This window comes from Bradyrhizobium sp. USDA 4369, from assembly GCF_054056435.1.
This window is the reverse complement of sequence record NZ_JBSRYH010000001.1, coordinates 5555245-5575134: the sequence shown is the minus strand read 5'-3', so window position 1 is coordinate 5575134 and position 19890 is coordinate 5555245. Positions and strand designations below refer to the sequence as shown.

At 61.8% G+C, this 19890-nt stretch carries 23 protein-coding genes and 1 pseudogene; 1 reads left to right on the top strand and 23 read right to left on the bottom strand.

From position 1 onward, the window contains the following. Position 1: 1 nt before the first annotated feature. From ACVIJ6_RS25295 to ACVIJ6_RS25210, 18 genes are all read right to left on the bottom strand, one after another. Positions 2-271 (bottom strand): VirB3 family type IV secretion system protein, encoded by a 270-nt coding sequence (locus ACVIJ6_RS25295; RefSeq protein ID WP_456774929.1) that lies wholly within the window; start codon positions 269-271, stop codon positions 2-4. Next, positions 271-600 carry a TrbC/VirB2 family protein gene (locus ACVIJ6_RS25290; protein ID WP_456774928.1) on the bottom strand — a complete coding sequence of 110 codons (330 nt, stop codon included), beginning with the start codon at positions 598-600 and terminating at the stop codon, positions 271-273. The genes ACVIJ6_RS25295 and ACVIJ6_RS25290 overlap by 1 nt, the downstream gene beginning before the upstream one ends. Then, positions 597-1517 (bottom strand): P-type conjugative transfer ATPase TrbB, encoded by a 921-nt coding sequence (gene trbB / locus ACVIJ6_RS25285; RefSeq protein WP_456774927.1) that lies wholly within the window; start codon positions 1515-1517, stop codon positions 597-599. The genes ACVIJ6_RS25290 and trbB overlap by 4 nt, the downstream gene beginning before the upstream one ends. A gap of 188 nt (positions 1518-1705) precedes the next feature. Continuing rightward, entirely contained in the window at positions 1706-2146 is a 441-nt protein-coding gene (locus ACVIJ6_RS25280) for a CopG family transcriptional regulator (RefSeq protein ID WP_456774926.1), read from the bottom strand. Between the two features lie 3 nt (positions 2147-2149). Continuing rightward, positions 2150-4168 (bottom strand): conjugal transfer protein TraG, encoded by a 2019-nt coding sequence (locus ACVIJ6_RS25275; RefSeq protein ID WP_456774925.1) that lies wholly within the window; start codon positions 4166-4168, stop codon positions 2150-2152. A gap of 46 nt (positions 4169-4214) precedes the next feature. Then, the gene (locus ACVIJ6_RS25270; RefSeq protein ID WP_456774924.1) at positions 4215-5006 is read right to left on the bottom strand and encodes a hypothetical protein; all 792 of its coding nucleotides are present in this window, start codon (positions 5004-5006) and stop codon (positions 4215-4217) included. Continuing rightward, positions 4982-6172, bottom strand: a complete 1191-nt coding sequence (locus ACVIJ6_RS25265) for an MFS transporter (RefSeq protein ID WP_456777082.1) — start codon at positions 6170-6172, stop codon at positions 4982-4984. The genes ACVIJ6_RS25270 and ACVIJ6_RS25265 overlap by 25 nt, the downstream gene beginning before the upstream one ends. A gap of 70 nt (positions 6173-6242) precedes the next feature. Continuing rightward, on the bottom strand, positions 6243-6830 hold the full coding sequence (locus ACVIJ6_RS25260) for a ribbon-helix-helix protein, CopG family (protein WP_456774923.1): 588 nt from the start codon (positions 6828-6830) through the stop codon (positions 6243-6245). A gap of 138 nt (positions 6831-6968) precedes the next feature. Next, the gene (locus tag ACVIJ6_RS25255) at positions 6969-7832 is read right to left on the bottom strand and encodes an alpha/beta fold hydrolase (protein WP_456774922.1); all 864 of its coding nucleotides are present in this window, start codon (positions 7830-7832) and stop codon (positions 6969-6971) included. Positions 7833-7996: 164 nt separating this feature from the next. Then, on the bottom strand, positions 7997-9748 hold the full coding sequence (locus tag ACVIJ6_RS25250; protein ID WP_456774921.1) for a relaxase/mobilization nuclease domain-containing protein: 1752 nt from the start codon (positions 9746-9748) through the stop codon (positions 7997-7999). A gap of 244 nt (positions 9749-9992) precedes the next feature. Next, positions 9993-10904 (bottom strand): lytic transglycosylase domain-containing protein, encoded by a 912-nt coding sequence (locus ACVIJ6_RS25245; RefSeq protein ID WP_456774920.1) that lies wholly within the window; start codon positions 10902-10904, stop codon positions 9993-9995. Then, the gene (locus tag ACVIJ6_RS25240) at positions 10901-11416 is read right to left on the bottom strand and encodes a S26 family signal peptidase (protein ID WP_456774919.1); all 516 of its coding nucleotides are present in this window, start codon (positions 11414-11416) and stop codon (positions 10901-10903) included. The genes ACVIJ6_RS25245 and ACVIJ6_RS25240 overlap by 4 nt, the downstream gene beginning before the upstream one ends. Next, entirely contained in the window at positions 11413-11877 is a 465-nt protein-coding gene (locus ACVIJ6_RS25235) for a DUF2840 domain-containing protein (RefSeq protein ID WP_456774918.1), read from the bottom strand. The genes ACVIJ6_RS25240 and ACVIJ6_RS25235 overlap by 4 nt, the downstream gene beginning before the upstream one ends. Positions 11878-12328: 451 nt before the next feature. After that, positions 12329-13210, bottom strand: a complete 882-nt coding sequence (locus ACVIJ6_RS25230) for a replication initiator protein A (RefSeq protein WP_456774917.1) — start codon at positions 13208-13210, stop codon at positions 12329-12331. Between the two features lie 22 nt (positions 13211-13232). Then, entirely contained in the window at positions 13233-13517 is a 285-nt protein-coding gene (locus ACVIJ6_RS25225; RefSeq protein WP_212236871.1) for a helix-turn-helix transcriptional regulator, read from the bottom strand. A gap of 140 nt (positions 13518-13657) precedes the next feature. Then, positions 13658-14239, bottom strand: a complete 582-nt coding sequence (locus ACVIJ6_RS25220) for a DUF2285 domain-containing protein (protein ID WP_456774916.1) — start codon at positions 14237-14239, stop codon at positions 13658-13660. Then, positions 14232-14408 carry a transcriptional regulator domain-containing protein gene (locus tag ACVIJ6_RS25215; RefSeq protein ID WP_456777081.1) on the bottom strand — a complete coding sequence of 59 codons (177 nt, stop codon included), beginning with the start codon at positions 14406-14408 and terminating at the stop codon, positions 14232-14234. Before ACVIJ6_RS25215 ends, ACVIJ6_RS25220 begins: the two co-directional genes overlap by 8 nt. A gap of 172 nt (positions 14409-14580) precedes the next feature. Then, the gene (locus ACVIJ6_RS25210) at positions 14581-14862 is read right to left on the bottom strand and encodes a DNA -binding domain-containing protein (protein WP_456777080.1); all 282 of its coding nucleotides are present in this window, start codon (positions 14860-14862) and stop codon (positions 14581-14583) included. Between the two features lie 156 nt (positions 14863-15018). Here ACVIJ6_RS25210 and ACVIJ6_RS25205 point away from each other — a divergent pair, with 156 nt between their 5' ends. Then, positions 15019-15273: a helix-turn-helix domain-containing protein gene (locus tag ACVIJ6_RS25205; protein WP_456774915.1), complete on the top strand. Its 255-nt coding sequence runs from the start codon at positions 15019-15021 to the stop codon at positions 15271-15273. 150 nt (positions 15274-15423) lie between these two features. Here the strand turns inward: ACVIJ6_RS25205 and ACVIJ6_RS25200 are convergent. The 5 genes and pseudogenes from ACVIJ6_RS25200 to ACVIJ6_RS25180 form a co-directional block, all read right to left on the bottom strand. Then, positions 15424-15597: pseudogene (locus tag ACVIJ6_RS25200) on the bottom strand (DUF736 domain-containing protein); the annotation flags it as partial. A 163-nt stretch (positions 15598-15760) separates the two neighbouring features. Next, positions 15761-16057: a DUF736 domain-containing protein gene (locus ACVIJ6_RS25195; RefSeq protein WP_456774911.1), complete on the bottom strand. Its 297-nt coding sequence runs from the start codon at positions 16055-16057 to the stop codon at positions 15761-15763. A gap of 473 nt (positions 16058-16530) precedes the next feature. Continuing rightward, on the bottom strand, positions 16531-17538 hold the full coding sequence (locus ACVIJ6_RS25190) for a tyrosine-type recombinase/integrase (RefSeq protein ID WP_456774914.1): 1008 nt from the start codon (positions 17536-17538) through the stop codon (positions 16531-16533). Further along, on the bottom strand, positions 17535-18449 hold the full coding sequence (locus ACVIJ6_RS25185; RefSeq protein WP_456774913.1) for a tyrosine-type recombinase/integrase: 915 nt from the start codon (positions 18447-18449) through the stop codon (positions 17535-17537). Before ACVIJ6_RS25185 ends, ACVIJ6_RS25190 begins: the two co-directional genes overlap by 4 nt. Then, on the bottom strand, positions 18443-19654 hold the full coding sequence (locus ACVIJ6_RS25180) for a tyrosine-type recombinase/integrase (RefSeq protein WP_456774912.1): 1212 nt from the start codon (positions 19652-19654) through the stop codon (positions 18443-18445). The genes ACVIJ6_RS25185 and ACVIJ6_RS25180 overlap by 7 nt, the downstream gene beginning before the upstream one ends. Positions 19655-19890 lie beyond the last annotated feature (236 nt).

Genomic DNA, 19890 nt, shown 5'->3' with positions numbered 1-19890 from the left:
TTCAAACTCCGAGATAGCTTTGGATGCGCAGATGCCGGCGCACGACCTCGACGAATTGAGGGTCACGCTTGGCGGCCCATACCGCGGCGGCCTGGCCGAGAATTCCGAGCAGGAGACCGGCAAGCCATAGCCGTAAGCCAAGGCCGAGCGCCGCGGCCAGGGTACCGTTGAGGATCGCGATTGCCCGTGGGGCACCACCCAACAAAATCGGCTCGGTCAGCGCGCGATGCACGGGAACGGAGAAGCCGGGGATGGAATCAATATCTTCCATCACACCACCACCCCGCCGCCGAAGGAGAAGAACGACAGGAAGAAGGAGCTGGCCGCGAACGCGATCGACAGGCCGAATACGATCTGGATCAGCCGGCGGAATCCGCCTGAGGTGTCGCCGAAGGCGAGCGTCAATCCCGTCGTGATGATGATGATCACAGCCAGAATCTTGGCGACGGGACCCTCGACCGATTGCAGGATCTGATTGAGCGGCTGCTCCCAGGGCATGTTGGAGCCGGCAGCCCGAGCGGGGCCGGAGACGAGCACCTGAACGCCCACAGCGACGGCCAGAACGACGTCCCGCCGAAAGAGGAATCCCAGTCTTGTCATGGCCGATCTCCGGTCGCGCGAAGAACATAGTTGCCTTGGGAATCAAGCCCCTCGACACAGGCGAGCTCAGCGAGCCGCCGATCGGAACCTCGGCCTGCCAGGACCGCAATGAACTGGATGGTCTCGGCGATCAGGGCACGCGGTACCGTGACGACGGCTTCCTGGATCAACTGCTCCATCCGGCGGAGCGCGCCGAGTGCCGAGCCTGCATGGATGGTGCCGATGCCGCCGGGATGGCCAGTGCCCCAGGCCTTCAGGAGATCGAGCGCTTCGGCGCCCCGGACTTCACCGATCGGAATGCGATCCGGCCGCAGCCGCAGCGCGGAGCGAACGAGATCGGAGAGCGAGGCGACGCCGTCCTTGGTGCGAAGTGCGACCAGATTGGGTGCCTTGCACTGGAGCTCGCGCGTATCTTCGATCAGAACAACGCGATCGGTAGTTTTGGCCACTTCCGCCAGCAGCGCATTGGTCAGCGTGGTCTTGCCGGTCGAGGTGCCGCCGGCGACCAGGATATTGCGGCAGTCGGCAACGGCCGCGCGCAGCGTTTCGGCCTGAGAGGAGTTCATGATCCCAGCGGCGACGTAGTCGTCCAGGGTAAATACGGCGACCGCAGGTTTGCGGATCGCGAAGGCTGGCGCTGCCACGACTGGCGGCAGCAAACCCTCAAAACGCTCCCCGGTCTCGGGCAATTCAGCCGATACCCGCGGCGAACCCGAATGCACGTCCGCGCCGACGTGATGCGCGACAAGCCGCACAATGCGCTCGCCATCGCTGGGCGACAAACGCTCGCCGGTATTGATGAGACCGCCTGCCAGCCGATCGATCCAGAGCCGGCCATCGGGGTTGAGCATGACCTCCACGACGGAGGAATCTTCCAGCCAAAGCGCTATTGCGGGCCCCAACGCAGTACGCAGCATGCGTGCACCGCGCGACGTAGCCTCTTGATTGAGGTGATGGATCGCCACTTTCGTCCCCCAGCGCGACGACTGCTAATTGCGGTCGTGATGTCGGGGATCAGTAGAAAAGGCAGGATGTCCGACCACGCAACAAGATCAGATCAGGCGTAGCGCTCCGGCGTAGAAAGACCGGCAAGCGGCGAAGCCGTTCATGAAGAGCCGTCGATCTGATCAGATGTCCCGTCCTTGGGAATCACGTCCCGGGAAATCTCCTGAGCCAGGCTTTGTCCTTTCGCCAGACGCCGCCCCAAGGCCTCGAGAAATCCGTCGTAACGCTCCCTTCCCTTGGCTTGAGCGGCGGGTTGCGCGGTATCGGGTAGCACCGGGGTGACCGTAAGCCAGAAGCGGACAAATAATGCGAGCGCTTCGTTCGATATCGTGACGTGGCGTTCCAGCCGTTCGACCTGTCGCGTCAGCCGGTCGAGCCGGCGTCCAAGTGCAGCTTCCATTCGTTCCGAATTATCCGGCGACAGGAACGATGACAGCGCGGTCTCGACCACCAACGCCTGAGGCACGCGCTTGCGACCGGCGTAATCGGCGAGTTGTCCGGCAAGGTCGGGCGGCAGGCGAAAGGTGTGCTTGGTCCGCATCGGCTACTCCCCGAGTTTCATGCCATCGCCAGGATCCATCGCCACCTGACGAACGAGACTGCGGCCTTGTTGTCGCAGTGCTCGGGCACGTATGGCATCGTCGTCGGGGTCTTCCTCTCCGAAAATAAATTCCGGCGTGACCTTCGCCTGCTCCGGAACGATTTCCTCATGTCGGGGCAATTCCGGCTCCCGGCGAATGCCGCCGTTCGCGGGATCGCCGATCCGCGGGCTGCCGGGCACATTCTGTTTTCCGTTTCGATCAACAGCGACGGGGGCAAGCACGGTGGGAGCAGGCAATTGGCTCCAATCATCCGATGATGCGGGCTTGGGATGATGAGCGATCGGTTGGGCTGGCGGCAGTATCCGCTCCGCCAGCCTGATATCTTCGTAATATCGCGCCTTCCTGGCCCGGATCGGCGGGACACCGGAAACAAGCACCAATTCATCCGCGGGCGGCAGCTGCATTACTTCGCCCGGCGTGAGCAACGGCCGCGCTGTCTCCTGGCGCGAGACCATGAGGTGGCCGAGCCAGGGGCTGAGCCTGTGGCCGGCATAGTTCTTCATGGCGCGCATCTCGGTGGCGGTGCCGAGCGCATCCGAGACGCGCTTGGCGGTCCGCTCGTCATTGGTGGCAAAGGACACGCGGACATGGCAATTGTCGAGGATGGAATTATTGGCGCCATAGGCCTTTTCGATTTGATTGAGGGATTGCGCGATCAGAAAACTCTTCAGGCCATAGCCGGCCATGAACGCGAGTGCCGATTCGAAGAAATCGAGCCGGCCAAGTGCCGGAAATTCGTCGAGCATCAGCAACAGACGATGCCGACGTCCCTTCGCGTGCAGGTCTTCCGTCAGACGCCGGCCGATCTGGTTAAGGATCAACCGCACCAATGGCTTGGTCCGGCTGATGTCGGAGGGCGGCACGACCAGATAGAGTGTCGCGGGCCGCTCGCCTTCGACGAGATCGCGGATACGCCAGTCACAATGATGGGTCACCTTCGCGACCACGGGGTCGCGATAGAGCCCGAGATACGACATCGCGGTGGAGAGCACGCCGGAGCGCTCATTCTCACTCTTGTTGAGCAATTCTCGTGCAGCGGAGGCGATGACCGGATGCGGCCCGGCTTCCCCAAGATGCGCTGAGGTCATCATGGCGCGAAGCGTCACCTCGATCGGACGTCTTGGGTCCGATAGGAAACTTGCAACACCGGCGAGTGTTTTGTCCCGCTCGGCATAGAGAACATGGAGGATAGCGCCGACCAGCAGCGCATGGCTGGTCTTCTCCCAGTGATTGCGGCGTTCCAGCGACCCTTCCGGGTCTACCAGCACATCCGCGACATTCTGCACGTCGCGCACCTCCCATTCGCCGCGGCGAACTTCCAGGAGAGGATTGTAGGCTGCTGAGCCCGCATTGGTCGGATCGAACAGCAACACGCGGCCGTGTCGGGAGCGGAATCCTGACGTCAGGGTCCAGTTCTCACCCTTGATGTCGTGGACGATGCAGCTGCCCGGCCAGGTCAGAAGGGTCGGCACCACAAGCCCGACACCTTTGCCGGAGCGGGTCGGCGCGAAACAGAGCACATGTTCGGGCCCATCATGCCGCAAATAATCTCGCTCGAATCTGCCGAGCACGACGCCGTCAGGCGAGGTCAGACCGGCGGCGCGAATTTCCTTTGCCGAAGCCCAGCGGGCTGAACCATACGTCGCCGCTATCTTGGCTTCGCGTGCCCGCCAAACCGACATGCCGATGGCAACCGCAATGGAAAGAAATCCACCTGACGCAGCGATGTAAGCGCCCTCGACGAAGACATGCGGCGCATAGGCGTCGTAGGCGTACCACCACCAGAAAAACGACGGTGGCAGATAAATGGGAACCCCAGAGCCCAGCTCGAACCATGGCCGCCCAAGCTGCGGTTGGAAACCCAGCTTCCAGGCCACCCATTGGGTCGCCGCCCACATGGTGATGAGCACGACCATGAAGACAACGACGATCTGGCCCCAGTTTATTTTGGTCGCGGACATCGAGTTGGAGCATCAGGTGGTATCAGCCCCGAGCGCAAGCGCACTCCTATGCCAGGCGTACATACGGCGGCGGCCGGCCAGGAATCGGACGGAGGTGGGCGGCTTTTCCTCGATGAAGGAACCCTCGTGGCATCACAAACCATATCCACGCGGCGATTTGGAATATCAGGTTGACGGCAAAGGCGGTCTGATAGGCAATTGCAGGATAATGCCCCGCTTCAAGCGTCCATTGATGGACCACGACGCCGGTCCCGTATTGCACGGCGAAAGCCATGCCGATGTGGAATAGATTCAAGGCTCCGTTGGCACGCCCGGCCAGCTCCCTTGGAAAATAATCGGCCAAAATCGCAAAACTGAGCACGGTTGCAGCTCCCACCGCGGCCACCACCGTCCACGGAAAGAACGATGGCACGGGCACACGGAGGATCAGCGCCAGTTGAGCTGCAATAAAGACTATCGCGACAAGTCCCAGCAACATCTCCGGTCCAACACCGCGCTTGCGCAACCGACTGGCAATCGTCCCGAGCAGGATCGCACCGAGGCCAAGCGCAACCGCCATGGCAAACAGATGCTGGACCACCCCTTCCCTTGCGAAGCCATCGACGCCGGTCCCGTATTGCACGGCGAAAGCCATGCCGATGTGGAATAGATTCAAGGCTCCGTTGGCACGCCCGGCCAGCTCCCTTGGAAAATAATCGGCCAAAATCGCAAAACTGAGCACGGTTGCAGCTCCCACCGCGGCCACCACCGTCCACGGAAAGAACGATGGCACGGGCACACGGAGGATCAGCGCCAGTTGAGCTGCAATAAAGACTATCGCGACAAGTCCCAGCAACATCTCCGGTCCAACACCGCGCTTGCGCAACCGACTGGCAATCGTCCCGAGCAGGATCGCACCGAGGCCAAGCGCAACCGCCATGGCAAACAGATGCTGGACCACCCCTTCCCTTGCGAAGCCATCTGGAATAGATTCAAGGCTCCGTTGGCACGCCCGGCCAGCTCCCTTGGAAAATAATCGGCCAAAATCGCAAAACTGAGCACGGTTGCAGCTCCCACCGCGGCCACCACCGTCCACGGAAAGAACGATGGCACGGGCACACGGAGGATCAGCGCCAGTTGAGCTGCAATAAAGACTATCGCGACAAGTCCCAGCAACATCTCCGGTCCAACACCGCGCTTGCGCAACCGACTGGCAATCGTCCCGAGCAGGATCGCACCGAGGCCAAGCGCAACCGCCATGGCAAACAGATGCTGGACCACCCCTTCCCTTGCGAAGCCATCGACGTCGGCAAGCCATTGCGCCGCCCAAAGTCCCTGAAGCGCCCAGGCCGTTCCGATGCAGGCAGCCGATAGCGGCGCCACACGCCAGAAGCGCGGATCGGCGTAAACCTTCCTTAAGCCGTCCGGAATCGCGCCACTTGTCATCCTCTCCTTCTCGGGCACGACCATATAGACCAGTACCGCGGCGGCGACACTTAGCGCCGCAAACAAGCCAAACAGCTCTCGCCAGCCGATCGAGGCAAGTAACATGTCCGCCGGCAATGTCGCGGTTACCGCACCCAGCGCACCGAGCATGACCATCAGTCCGTTGAGGAGCGGCACGCGTTCGCCGGGAAACCAGAGGACGAGCGCCTTCAATCCCGCGGTCAAGGCAGAGGCGACCCCGAGACCGATCAACGCCCGGCCGGCCAGAAGCAGCCAGAATTGCTCCGATATCGCGAACAGCGCAGAACCGAGCGCCGCCACCAACAATAGCGCACTCTGAATCCGCCGCGGACCATATCGATCGAGTAGAATTCCGATCGGTATCTGGGCTGCCGCAAAGGTCAGGAAGTAGACGGATGTGAGCAAACCAAGGTCGTCGGCACCCAGTCCCAATTCCGCGGCCAGTGGCGCGGCCATGACCGCATTGATGGTCCGGAAGAGGTAGGCGATGTAATAGCCGGCGACGAACGGCAGGAAGACGCGCAGGATCAAGGATCGGCGTTCAACCTGCTCTTCTATCCGCTGTCTCGGTGCCGTAAGCCAGGACGGCACAGGTCGTCGCGAGGTTTCCGCCGCCTCGCCTTTCTCCTCAATGGAGTGCGCCGCCGGTCCGTTCGGGAAAGCCACTGCTGCTGCCGTCCTCCCGGACGGCAGCAATATGCGTGGATGCTTCGTCAACCGACATCGATGAGCGGACATCTCGTTCGCGAGGGGGAGATCCGGGGCTTGACGGATCGCCATCCGCGGGATCGCTAGCCAGAGCATCCGCCCTTCTCGCGTCGACCCTCTCGATCGTCTCCTCGACAAGAGAGACCCCGAGGTCGACGCGCCGTCCGACCTGCGCGGCAAATTCTTCAAACCGCTCTGCTCCGAGTTCGCATGCGGCGCCTTGCGTGGCGGCCGGCAATATCGGGGTTATTGCCAGATGAAACCGCGCATGAAGTGCTGCTGTCTCATTGGCAATCCTGAGATTGCGGTCGAGTTGCTCGATCTGGCGGCTCAATCCGGCGAGGTGGTGTACGACCGTAGCCTCATCCCCGACATCATCGTCGGAGCCAAGGAAGCGATCGAGGGCTGCCTCGACGAGCGCCGATTTTGTCGCACCGGGACGCCTCGCCGCCTCCGCCAGCCGTGCGGCCATGGCTTCACTGAGATAAATGCCAACTCGGGGTTTCATGGTGGCAACTCGTTTGAAATCGTTATTCGCGAGAACGATTGGTGGTCTCAGCCGTGTCGCACTTGAAGTTCCTGATCCTGATCCTGATCGAGCCTGTCGGCTGAACTATCCTTACAGGAGGACCGTTGCCTAACGGATTCAGGAGCGCCTCGGCCCGGCAGATATCGCCGGCGCCAGCTTCCGCGCTCGACGGCATTGAGAAAGCTTGCGACCTGGGCGTTGAAAGTCGCGGGCTCTTCCAGATTGATCGCATGGCCGGTGTTTTGGCTGATCCAGAGTCCGGCATTGGGGAGCGTGGAATTTGAGGAGCAGGTTGGGCTCCAGGCAGCGGGCATCCTCATCGCCCACGGCGAGCAAGACCGGAATTGTCATCTTTGAAAGCTGGTTGCACATTTCATCGAGTGAAGGCCGTAACGCCTGACAGCGCGCCATGGTGTTCGACATTCCCTGTGGCGAATACCGACGCAAACGCTCGATAAATTCCTGCCAGCCTCTCGGGTCCTTGTACCTGAGCTGGATGCGGGCCGGACCTCGCGCCATCCGCTCGGCCAGGGAGGCCATTCCATGCTCGCTGAAGAGGCGTGCGAGAACGGACGTCTCCTTCAACCAGGCGTCGCGGTGGGAGAGATGCGAGCCGGACCCGACGGAGGCAGCGACAATCGCGTTCACCTTGTCCGGATGGCGCAACCCGAACTGCAGGGCGGTATAGCCGCCCATGCTCAGGCCAACCAGATGGGGGCGCTCGATTTCAAGCCCCCGCATCAGGGCCGCGACATCGTCGACCGCAATTTCCCAACCATAGGATAAGAGATTTTCGGGCACATCGCTCGGCGGATATCCCCTCGCATTGAAGGCGATGCAGCGGTAACCCCGGCAAAAGCGGCTGACCTGGGCATCCCATCCGCGCATGTCGGATGCGAATTCATGGATGAAAATGATAGGATAGCCGTAACCGCTTTCTTCAAAATAAAGCCTTGCGCCGCTTGCTTCGATATACGGCATCGCTTCTCGCCTCCATCCTCGATTGTGCGTGTCCGTGTGCAGAGACAGAAAAGCTAATTCCGTTGCAACCGCTCAATCCCCGGCCTCGTGTGCAGGCGTAGTGTGGCGTGGAATCACCGATGCCCACCGAGATCATCCTGCCGATAGAGCTCTGTCACCAGATGTCAGAGCTCGAGCCCACGCTTTCGACCAAAACTCCAGTCGACCCCGCCGCTCGGCAACATGACGCCGGAGACGTGACGGCTAAGCTGCTGTTCGAGTGCCGGGCGCCAGGGTACGAGTTGAAAGCCGAGGCCGTCATCGATCATGGCGAACCGGCCGGAACTCAAGGTGACCCGCTGCCGGAAGATGCCGGCGACGTGTTCCCCTTCCGCCGACGCCCGATAGACAAGCCCGGTCTCGGTGGCGATCTTGCCGGCTGCATCGTTCAGTTCGCGCCTCCGCAGGGTATCGAGCAGATCGCGCACGAAGATAGTCCGCTGGCCCTGCCGGCGCGCAAGCCCCTCACCGGCGAGATGTTCCACGCGACGGTCCATGGCTTCCCGAACCTCCGCGCCAAAGCCGCTGCCCGTCGCGACAGGCTCACGCGCAAGAAGCTGACGGTCCAGCCACGTTGCACCTGGAGCTGCGATCTGCTGCTGCAGGGAAAGGTCCGACCGGATCGCGAGCGAGAGCCGCTTCCGGCCCTGCGCATCCTCATAGGCGCGCGCCTCGACGATCGCACCTGGCGCGGCATCGCCTGTCAGCTCAAGATCCGAGAACTTCAGATGATGCGTCCTGCCGTCGACCCCTCCGACAATGGCATAGGCGGACCCCGTCAACTCATCATGCAGACCACGCTGTACCAGGCGGCCGAGCACGGGGTCTGCGGGGTCGTCGCCGTGAAGGGCAAAACCGGAAATATCCGGCTCGCGCCCAGCTCCGGTCATGGCCCGGTGCATCGTCTTGATGATGTCGCCGCGATTCTCGAGTTCGCGAAGCGTTTGTTCGAGGCCAGGCGTCAGGGCGAAGCAGGCCGGTGCCACCCGTTCGGCCAGGCCAAGGCGCTCGAGTTTAGCGGCTCGACCGAGCATGAGGCGGCGCAACTCGGCATCCGTGTCGGGCGAGCCAGGACGTAGATCGGCAATGCCGGCGCCTTCGTCCGCCATGTGGCGCAATGCACGGTCAAGGCCGGTCCAGCGTTCGGCTTCGACCTCCTTCTCCATGGCGGACTGGATCTCATGCTCGCTGCGCGGCCCGAGCTCAAGGGTGGCGCGCTCCTCGGCGCGGGCTCGGAAACCCCGGCTGATGTAGTCACGGCTGATGACGAGATCCCGGCCGTCGTCGGCGCGTCCACGAACCAGCACGTGAATATGTGGATTGTCGGTATTCCAATGATCGACCGCCACCCAGTCGAGTTTGGTGCCGAGGTCGCGCTCGGCATCGACCATCAGCTCACGGGCAAAGGCGCGAAGGTCTGCCATCTCGGCCGCATCCTCCGGCGAAACGATAAAGCGGAAATGGTGGCGATCCTCCTCGCATCGCTCAGCGAAGGCGCGTTCATCGACGGCGTCGGACCCTGTATCGAACATCCGGGCGTTCACGCCATCGCGGGTGACGCCGTCCCGCTTCAAATAGGCGACGTGCTTGGAAAGTGGCGCCGGGCGGAATTTAGTTCCCCGATGCCGAACCACGCGCGCCTTGATCACAACCCGGCGGGACGGCGAGCGGAACGACAGCGCCAAGGCCGCGGACCGGCCCCTGCCGAAGCTGGAACCGCTACCTCGCTTTTCCCGACCAAAGCCCTGGCCCGAATATCCGGCCTTCCTCGCAGCCCGCATGACCTCGCCAACGAAGGACTTTGGCTTCGCAGCACCCCGTCCCCTGTCGCGGATACGACCCGGACGTATCCGCAGTTCATCATCGCGCGGCTTCATCGTGGTCTCCATCGACTTGAAACGAGGGATGGCGCTGGCAGTGTTGATTTGCTTGCTATTCTTGAGAAAATGTCGGCTACCGATTTGTTGAAAAGCCCTACTTCTCTCACTGCCCCAGCCATATCAGCGCGACGGCAGTCGGCGCTTTTATCTCGCCATCCGTGTCTGATATCTCTCTGCACCGACTGCCTCACACCAAAACATGCGACACGCCGCGACGCAGTGCGATGAAGCGCGATCTCGATCATTGCGATCTGATTCCTCTGGTGAGACGCACGAACAGGTTGCCCGACTGCGGCACGAGGGCCGATAAATCGACAACGGCGTGGGTGCGCGGTGAAGGGTTCTGACGCATGTCAGCGGATGATTTACTATCGGTTAAGGTGCCCGCGCTGCGCGCCGCGAATAATGATGAGTTGACCCAGGCAAACGAACTTTCGACGGCAGCAATCTGCACCTCGGTCCGCGTGCTCTTAATCATCGGCGCGAGTGTCGCAACATAGGCCTGCGTCTCAGCCGGCAGCGGTCGACCTGTCGCCAGATGACGTTCGTAGCGTCCTGGTCCGGCATTGTAGGCGGCAAGGAACCCCGGCGCGCCGTAACGATCATAGAGTCCCCTGATGTAGGCAGCGCCGGCCAGAATATTGTCGTGGGGGTCGTAGGGATCGGCGCCGAGACCGTAGCGAGCACGCAATTCGGCCCAGGTTTTCGGCATGATCTGCATCAGGCCCGTGGCGCCCTTTCGCGACCGTGCTCGTGGTTTTTCACCACTCTCGACGCGCATCACCGCGCGTATCCAATGTTCTGGGACCGCGAAACGCCTGGATGCTTCGGTGACAAACTCTGCAAAGGGATGGAACGATTTACCGCTCGCTCGATGCGTCGCCGGCGATGCTTGGCCGGCATGCGCCGCTCCGCTCGACAGCACAAATGCTGCCATGATCGCGAAGATCCACAGCATCTTCCCGAGAGATCGCAACGCTGCCATCGTGCTCGCGGCCGTCAAGGGTGAAGCGCTGGCGCGCCGGTCTGATGGCCGCCCTGGACCGCCGCCGCGCGCGATGGCGATGCGAACATCAGCCGGGACGGAGGAATGGTCCGCGTTTTGACCGAACAAAGGAATGGCAGAACGCTTACAGTTTTGCGTCACGATCATTCCTCCTCGCCAGTCCAGAGAGGCTCCGCCCGTCCGATGATCGCGCTTGTCGGAAGCACCCCGAAATATCGCCCGTCGAGGGAATCCGCCGACTGCCAGTTCATGAGGAACACTTCGCCATCGGCGATTTCGCGACAGCCCTGCCAGATGGGAAGCGGGCGACCGCGGCTGTCACGCTCGCGCGCCACCCCCATCTCGATCTTGTCGATGGTGATCCTGACTTCCTCCCTGCACACGGTCTGCCCAGGAAGCGCCAGCACGCGCTTCAGCATGGGAATGCCGCGCGGCAAATAATGGCCATCGGCCAGGAATGTCGTTGTCGGTTCGGGCGGCAGGACCGCGACGAGTTCGGTGACGAACAATCGGCCGGTCGGCTGCATCAGGTAGAGGCCGATGGGCACGCTTTCGGAAGCGTTCCATAGAAACCGGGGAACCGGTCTCGCCGCGATCGATGACAGCACAGCGGCTGCAGCCACCAGCGTTGTCAGGAGCGTCATCACGCGGCCCGTCAAAGCGCGATCCTCCGACGATGCAGCCAGGCCTGATGGCGCGAGCGCGTGTAAGCGCGAGGCACTTCATTAACGGATACACGGTTGTGGACGTGGTGCCAGTAATCCGGGGCCACGTCGGCCGGGTCGATGCCGAGCGCCTCGATGGCGTCGACAATCTGCAACACGCGTTCGACCTTGGGCCAACCTGACAGGCGCAACAGCGGTTCGCCGCCAGGTCGGACATAAGGCACGGTCGCGCAGCGCTGGCCGGGTGCGACAGCCCGCAAGATATCGACGCGTGAGATAACGGTGCCGAAGTCGTTGGAGGCCCAGCGCACGAACGCAAAACTGCTGCCGGGCGCAAACGAAAGGATTCGCCGCCGCTTATCGAGAATCTGTTCCTCGGCAGCATGGCCGAAGCGAATCCAGTTCTCGATGCGCTTCTCCAGCCAAAGGAGTTCGACATGAGTGAGGTCGCTCATGGTGCTTCTCCCTGGTGAGAGAAGTGTCGAGCCGGGGCGTCTGTAAAGTGCTGCGAAAGAGCAGCGTTATTGCCCACTCCCCCTTTACAATGTCGGGCAGCGATCGTCGTGCCGGGGAAGGATGCTGGACACGACTCTGGAAATGAAAAGCTCAGAGGCGTATGTTTTTTGTTGGGCCTGCTCGTGATTCGGCTGCTGGAAAGTGAATCCGGCTCGAGAATCCTAGAGCCGCTTCGCGAAACCTCGCAGCCGTTCCCGAAATTTCGCCGGCTGACCGCTGTGGAAAACGCGTGGTCCGTTAGAAAGAATCCGCAGGATTCAGGGTTAGTAAAGTTACGAGCGCGAAAAGTATTTGAGCGCCAGAACGTTACGTTCGGTTTCGGTCCCCGAAAACACGAGGATCGGGTCCCCGATGGCACGCGAGTTCTCGTCCCCGATAGCACGAAATGATTCACAGCTTGTCCACCGATGCGGTTGCGAGCCCGCGACGGCGCCGAGCGGCCGTGAGCGGATCGACAGGAATGGGTGTGAAGTTGAGGCGTTCAGCGCCGCGAAGACTGCGATCGATGACGAGTCGATAGCCAGGCAAGGTCTGGCGGCGGACGATCTCCCGGAGATCGTAGGCAAAATGCTTCAGCGGCGAGAGGCTGCCAGACTTGGCGTGCAGATGAACGAAATCAAAACTCCAGCCGCCGGTCTGGCGTCCGCCGTGCTTGCGCACGAGGCGATAGAGCCAGCGCTCCAGGCCACCGGTCAGGTCGAAATACGCTCGGTCGATGGTGAGGACGAGCGCTTCGTCCAGCACACCGGCGTAAAACCAGTCAGCCAGGATCAGCTCCAATCCGCGTGGTCGGCCGTGTGCATCGGCCGTCTCTTTCCATTCGTTGATCCAGGAAAAGCGGTGCCGCCGGCGCTCCGTCGGCTGGCGGATCGACGTCATGACGGTGGTCGATTGCAACCGATCGAGCGCAGCTTTGAGCCGGTCGTAGTCGCGGGCGCTGGTGCCGCGGCCGACGAAGGTCAGGATTTCGTATGGCGTCGCGGCCATCAGCCGCGATGTCTTCAAACCGGCGTCGCGGGCCTCGACGATCTGGGAAGCCGCCCAGATCAGAACGTCCGCATCCCAGATGGTCGCCATGCCGTGCTCCGGCACGGCCTCGACGCGAATGGCGATCTTGCCGGCGCGAAAGTCGATCGGAACGATGCGCCTGGATTTGGCCAGCGAGAAGAAGGGATAGGCCATGTGATCCTGGGCATCGCGGGCTGCGAGATCGCCGGGAAGCGCACGGAACAGGTCGAGCTGCTCGCGTTCTGAATGGGGTCTGCGTCGCATCGTCACTACGCTCCCGTGGCGATCAGCGGCGCGTCTGGCCGGCATAGGGGCGCAAAGCCGCGGGATGGCGTTTGGCGGGCAACACGGTCCCGGCGCCGGAATCGGAGGTTGATTCGCGGATCCCGCGTTTGGCCCAGGCTTCCAGATCGGCGATCGCATAGACGACGCGACCGCCAAGCTTTCGATAAGTGGGACCGGTGCCGTAGGTCCGGTGCTTTTCCAGTGTGCGGCCGGAGAGGCTGAGGAATCGCGCGGCTTCGGGCGTGCGCAGGTATCGCGGCGGCAAGCCGGCGTTTGGATCGGACATCTGGAAAACTCCGTGAACTCATGGAGCGCCCGCGAGGTTCGCGGCGCATCAGGGGTCACGATGGCGGAGATGACGTGCAAAGGGGGATGCCGATGATGGGGTGACGAATTTCGGCACCCCCTCCACACAGACATCATCCGCTATTTCTTGCGCCGGCTCGGACGGAGCAGTTCGCGATAGCCGCCGCGCATCAGCGCAAGCCCGGTTTGTACCAGGCGGATGGTGCGGTTCCGCAGATCGTGGGTTTTCCATGCCCGTTCGGAGATATCCTTGGCGCCGAACAATCCCTCGGCGATGGCGCGGTAGGTGTTATCTTCACCCCAGGCGTCGAGCGCACGCAACGCAAGCGCCAGCCTCTGTCGCCGCTGTAGGGACAGTTCTTGAAATGTGGGACCGGCAGGGTACCCACTGAGCGCGCGCCAGAGACGGCCCGCCGCATGGGCGCGCGACTCGAAATCTTCATCAAACGGCAATTCGGCGGCGTAGGGCACGCCAATTACCGGAGGCTCCCTCAGCCACAGCCGATGTTCGACGCCGTTCAGACGCAGCAGCAGATGCCAGCCGTCCGCGGCCTGCCGGCATTCCGCTGTCGACAGCTCGACGAGGCCGAGGCCATGGGTACTGAAGGCAGCTGTGCTTCGAACAACCGGAACGATGTCCGGCAAAACTTCCGGAGCCCAGAAGATGACTTGATCCTGCGACGACCCCGCCGGGTCAGTCACAAAAGCAAAGGCCCCATCTCCTTCTAAACGCTGTGGTCACAGAAGCATCAGGTTTCGAATGCGCGAGCGCACGACAATCGCGGCGATAGGCCGGATTGCGGCGAACGTATTCCCAGGCAAAGCCGGGGCGATCATACGCCGCAGTTGATCGCCAATCAGAATGAGACATCGCATCGTTTCCCCTGTCACGTGCGCCGGTCAGGAAGAACGCGATATCATCTTCACAATCGAAGGTTGTTGATAGACCCATTATCCGCATCACGCGATGCGCATACGCGGTCACGAGAATCCGAAAGAACATTCGCTCTGCGAGGGCCCTAGATTGAAGTAAGTTATTTCATTTACGGGTTGCCGGCACGCAGCAGATGCCGGTAGCCATGCTCCGTCATCCATTTGGCGCGGGCCAGATGACTATCCAACGCATGCCGCGCGCGATCCGGCTCACGCTCGGCATCGAGATGCAACACGATCCGCGCGACTTCACGCCAGTCGGCACCTTCCGAATCGGCATCGAGCAACCGCAAATAGGTCACTAGATGCTCCATGTCATAGTCCGTCAGTGTGGGGACAGATGGCGCCATGTCTGCCACATCGGGATCGAGTGGGGGTTTTTGAAGTGTCATCCTGGTGCTCAACGGGTGACGTCAAAGGTATAACGTATGCCTCCAAAGACAGGCTACGCCATTGTTTTGCCCTACTCCAGATGGCAGAACCGAATAGCCGCGAATACACATTATAAGGGATAAACCTGATAATGTGTAAAGACGCAATTTGCGCATATGGATATGCGCAAGCTCGTGGGCCGGAATTTCGGGAAGCTACGGAGGGAGAAAGGCTTCACCCAGGAGCAATTCGCCGAGATCTCGGGCTTCACCCAGCAATATGTAAGTGATCTCGAACGAGGGCGACGCAATCCGACGGTCGTGACCCTCTTCCATCTCGCTGCTGCCCTTGGCATCAGCCACATCGATCTCGTGCAGCCGGACGATGAAGCGCGTGGTGAACGAACGAAAGCGCCAAAACGAAAAGGCTGAAGCCTGCGTTTCGGCCGATGCGTATCCGCGAAAATGTGAAGCCGCGATGGCGCGGAGCGCGGGGATCGCAGGACGCTAGCTGGCGCCGCCATCAAGCAGATGGCGAAACGCCCCGCTCGGATGAGCGGGGCGTTGGCTCGCTGACCTGGTTCAGTCGCCGTTCTTGCGCGACCGCGACCAGATCAGGGTGAAGGTCTCGGCGTCTTCGTCGTCGAAGAGGTTGGCGTAGATCGGAGCGTTGAAGCTCGGATCGTCCAGCTTGACCGAGAGATAATCGCGACCCTCGGTGGAACGCTTCGGCCAGGCGGCCCCTATCTCGGCTTTATGCGGTGCACCGCATAAAGCCGATTATGCATAGCGCGGGATTATGCGGAGCGGTGTTGTCTGAGTGCAGGTTTTCCGCGGGTTTCGGGATCGCCGCGCTCCACATAATCCCGAGGGAAGAGCCGCGACGGCTCGGCGGGCGAGCCGTCGCGGCAGCGGTCGGTCAGCGCGACCAGACCAGGGTGTAGTCGGTCTCGCCCTTGAAGAGGTTGGCGTAGATCGGCGCCGGGAAGGAGGGATCGTCGAGCTTGACCGAGTGATACTCGGTGTTCTCCTTCGAGGTGCGGTGCCACGCGGCCCCTATCTCGACGTTGCCCACCAGCACCCGCAGGTCGGGGGCCTTGTCGTTGGTGGATGCATCGGCGGGGACGAGGCGCGCCTTGATGTTGAGCGAGAGCGTCTTGATGGTGCCGGCGAACACGCCGTCTTCGCTGCGGGTGAAGGTACCGATCTGGGCCATGATAATCTCCGTTTGCTGTTTCAAGCCCGCGACCATCGCGGCCTTGATGGCGATCCGAAGCACCGGGACGGCCGACCCGCAGCCTTAAGGCCCGCAGCGCAGCGCAGGACGGCTGAAGGCAACTTGTTTGTCGCGCGAGGAAGCTGCGCAGCAGCGGGGAAAGAAGTTGCTGCAAGCCGTTGCGGGGATCAGGCCGGGGAGCGAAGCGACCGCATCCTGGGGCGTGATCCGACATCAAAAAGGCCCGCGATGTTCGCAGGCTGGACAGCATGAAGGAGATGCCGGCTCAGAGCACCGCCGCGGCGATGACGACATGTCACCGGCACCAGACCGCTCTGCGAGGCACAAGCGCATCATCGAGCGATTCACGACCGAACCGTGAGGATCTGGACTGCCTGGGCAACTCATGCGAACGAGGGGCTGCACCGAGAGAACCTCGACGGATCGCGACCACTCGGTGCAGCTCGGCTTTTTCACGCCGGCGGCGGCGATGTGTCCGCTAACAGAGAGGCGATCAACGCATCCGGAGCTTTGAACCGCCCGCGCCGCAGCTCCGGCGGAATGACCGCTTCAACCGCCTCCAGCTTTTCGGAGGGATCCATCCGCAGGTAGACCTCCGTCGTGCGGATATCGGCGTGCCCCAGCCAAAGCGCCACTTTTCGAATGTCGTGCGTGGCCTGCAACATGATCACCGCGCAACTGTGCCTCAGCTGATGAGGCGATATCGAACGGTCGCGTAACGACGGACACGTCTCGGCCGCCGCTTGAGCATGCTTCGCCAGCACATATTCGAAGCCGGCTCGCGTCATCGGCGCTCCCTCGGCATTGACGAAGAGCTCGGGCACACGAACGGATCCCCGCAGCGTCAGCCACGCCCGCAGATCGGCCGCGGTTTCTTTCCAGAGTGGAAGACATCGCTCCTTACGCCCCTTGCCCAAGACCATAAGGCTCGGCGGACTCTGCAGAGATAAATTAGCCATCATGGCTCCCACCAGTTCTGAGACACGCAGTCCGGCCGCGAAGCAAAGATGCATCATCGCCCGATCGCGTACGCCCAGACGTGTCGTGAGGTCCGGCGCATTCAGGATCGCGCGCACCTCCACCATGACCAGGTGACGGATAAGCTTCTGATCGTGGCGCTTGACGGGGATGGCGTGGATCTGACCGATCTGCTCCAGAGCCGAAGGTACCTGGTATTCGACGTAGCGCATGAACGTCTTGATCGCGGCAAGGCGCAGATTGCGGGTGGCGACACCATTGCCACGCTCGCGCTCGATGTGACCAAGAAAGTCCAGGATCAAAGGCGCGTCCAGCTGTTCGATAAGAAGCTGCGACGGTCTTGTCCCGATGCGCTTAGCCGCGAAGGCAAACAAGAGCCGGAAGCTGTAGGCATAGGCTTCGCAGCTATGCGAGCTATAGCCCCGCTGTCGGGGCATGTAGTCGCGTAGGAAGCCGGTGATCAGAGGAGCAAGGAGGGTCATATGGGCTCCCCCATGATCAACGTTTCGGCTGCGGCGGCGATGTCGATCATCAGCTCCGGTGTCGCCTGTAGATACCAGTAAGTGTGCTTGATATCGACGTGGCCCAGATAGGTCGCCAGCGCGACGAAGTGTCGGGCGACCGCGTCGCGCTCGGTATTGCATTGCTCCAGAACATGCGTCGCGAAGCTATGGCGAAGGTCATGAATGCGCGGCCGCCGGGGCCGCTCCGGAGCAATATTCGCAAACCGCAGGACACAGCGGAATGTATAGTTCACCGTGCTGGAGGCGAGTCTCTTGCCCTTCGCCGAGGGGAACAGGTGATCGTCCGATCCCGCGACAAGGCGGCGCCTGTCGAGATAGCAGGCGAGAGCCTCCACCACGGTCGGGTGCAACGGCACCAGCCGGCTTTTGCCGAACTTGGTGTCGCGGATATGCAAGACTCCGTCGGCCAGTACGTCGTCGAACCGAAGGTCGAGCGCCTCGGATACGCGCAGCCCCGTGGCGGCGATCAATCCGAACAGCATCACATAGAGCTGCTGACGTAAGGGGTTGGGTTTTTGCCGGCGGAGTTGGCCGGCGCCCTCAAGGATCCGAGTCAATTCATCCGGCGTGTAGATATACGGAACAGGCCGCGATGCGCGTTCGGCGAAGAGAATGACCGGCACTTCATGAGCGGCATTCTCGGCCCGCAAAAAGCGCGCGAACCGCACCACGTCACCGAGGCGGCGATGCCGGGTGCACCGAGTTGGCGCCATCGTCGCCCATTCCAACGCTGTGGCGGCGCTGACATAACTCTCGCCCTTTTCCGTCGCAAAGCGCGCAAAGGATTGAAGGTGTCGCGACGGCTTTCGGAGCTTGAAGCCAAGCGTCCGGCGAAGCTCGATGTAACGTTCCGCGTCGTCGCTCAGCATGGCAGCCTCCCGATCCAGGGCTGCGCGATCTCCGACAAGAGGGCGAAGTCCACCTTGGCGTAGTGCATCGTCATTGCCAGCGATCGGTGACGCAGGACTGCGCCGACGCCTGTCAAACTGACGCCGTGCCGAAGCATCGTCGTGGCTGCGGAATGGCGCAGCACATGGGCTCCTTGATGGGCACTTTTGATCCCGGCTCGGAGCAGCGTGCGACGCACGATGCATTTGATGGCGATACGGGTCAGCGGTCGAACCGGGGCGGCTTCGGTGATGAACAAACGGGGCGTCGACAACGGTGGCCTGACTCGCTCGATGTAGGCAATCATCGCATCGCCGACCTCTTGGGTCAGCGGAAGCCACTCCTCGCGTCTGGATTTTCCGGCGACGGTAATGCGCCCATTCCGCCAATCGACGTCGGCCAATTTCAGGTTGGCCACTTCACTGGCCCGCAGCCCAAGACGGGCAAGGAGCAAGATAATCGCCTTGTCGCGCAACCGGCCTTCGCCCTCGCAAGCGGCGATGGTGCGGTCGATATCATCGGCACCAAGGAACCTCGGGGTCGATGCCAATTGCCAGTTGGCGAAGCCGGGAACGGCGTAATCCCGTCCTACCGGGCATCGTCCGGTCGCCACCAGGAATCGCAGGAACGCGCGCGTCGCAACTGCAATCGATTGGGCGCGCCCACGGCTGTGCGGCCTGGCCCGTTCAAGGACAAAGGCCCGGATTGCATGGGCGGTAAAGGCTGCCGGGTTGTCGCCGAGCGCTTCGAGAAGATCGACCAAGGTCGACTGATAGGTATCGAGCGTCGAGTTGGCGACACCCCGTTGGTCACGCATCCAGCGCCGGAATGCCGCAAGCAGTGGCCAGATCTCTGTCGGCAATGGCGGTGGTGCCGATCTGGGAAGGGTTTCTCGATCTTGAAGATAGCGGATGAACAGCCGACCTGCGCCGGCGTATGCGCGGATGCTCTTCTTCCCTTTGAAGACCGCCGCGGACGCAGTGAGCCCGTCCAAAGCATCGTCAAGCGTAAAACCTGCCGCATGCATCCAGTTGGTCCAGCCTGCGAGTAGCCGCACCTTCTCTTCAATGGTGCTCGGCGTGTATCCATGATCTTGAAGCCAGTTCTCGAAGCCATCGACGTACGGTTTTGCAAAGTGCAGCCGACTCTCTACGCTGTTCCAATGCCTGCGTTTCTGCTTCAGCATGATTGCCTCCTTTATTTGCTTGGAGGCCACAGCATGAGGTGTCTCACGTCCTGCGGATCGCGGGATACCGAGACAAATTCGTCTGTCCACAGAAGATCGGTGCCATTTTGGATTCAGTGCGCATCTCGCTCAGTGTTCCCTCGGTCGCTTCCGAGCGCGCTTCGCGATTGCCCCGGGCACGGATGCGGCCGGACCTTCTCGTTCGCTCGGGTGCCGGATGGGTGCGCTTGTGCCTC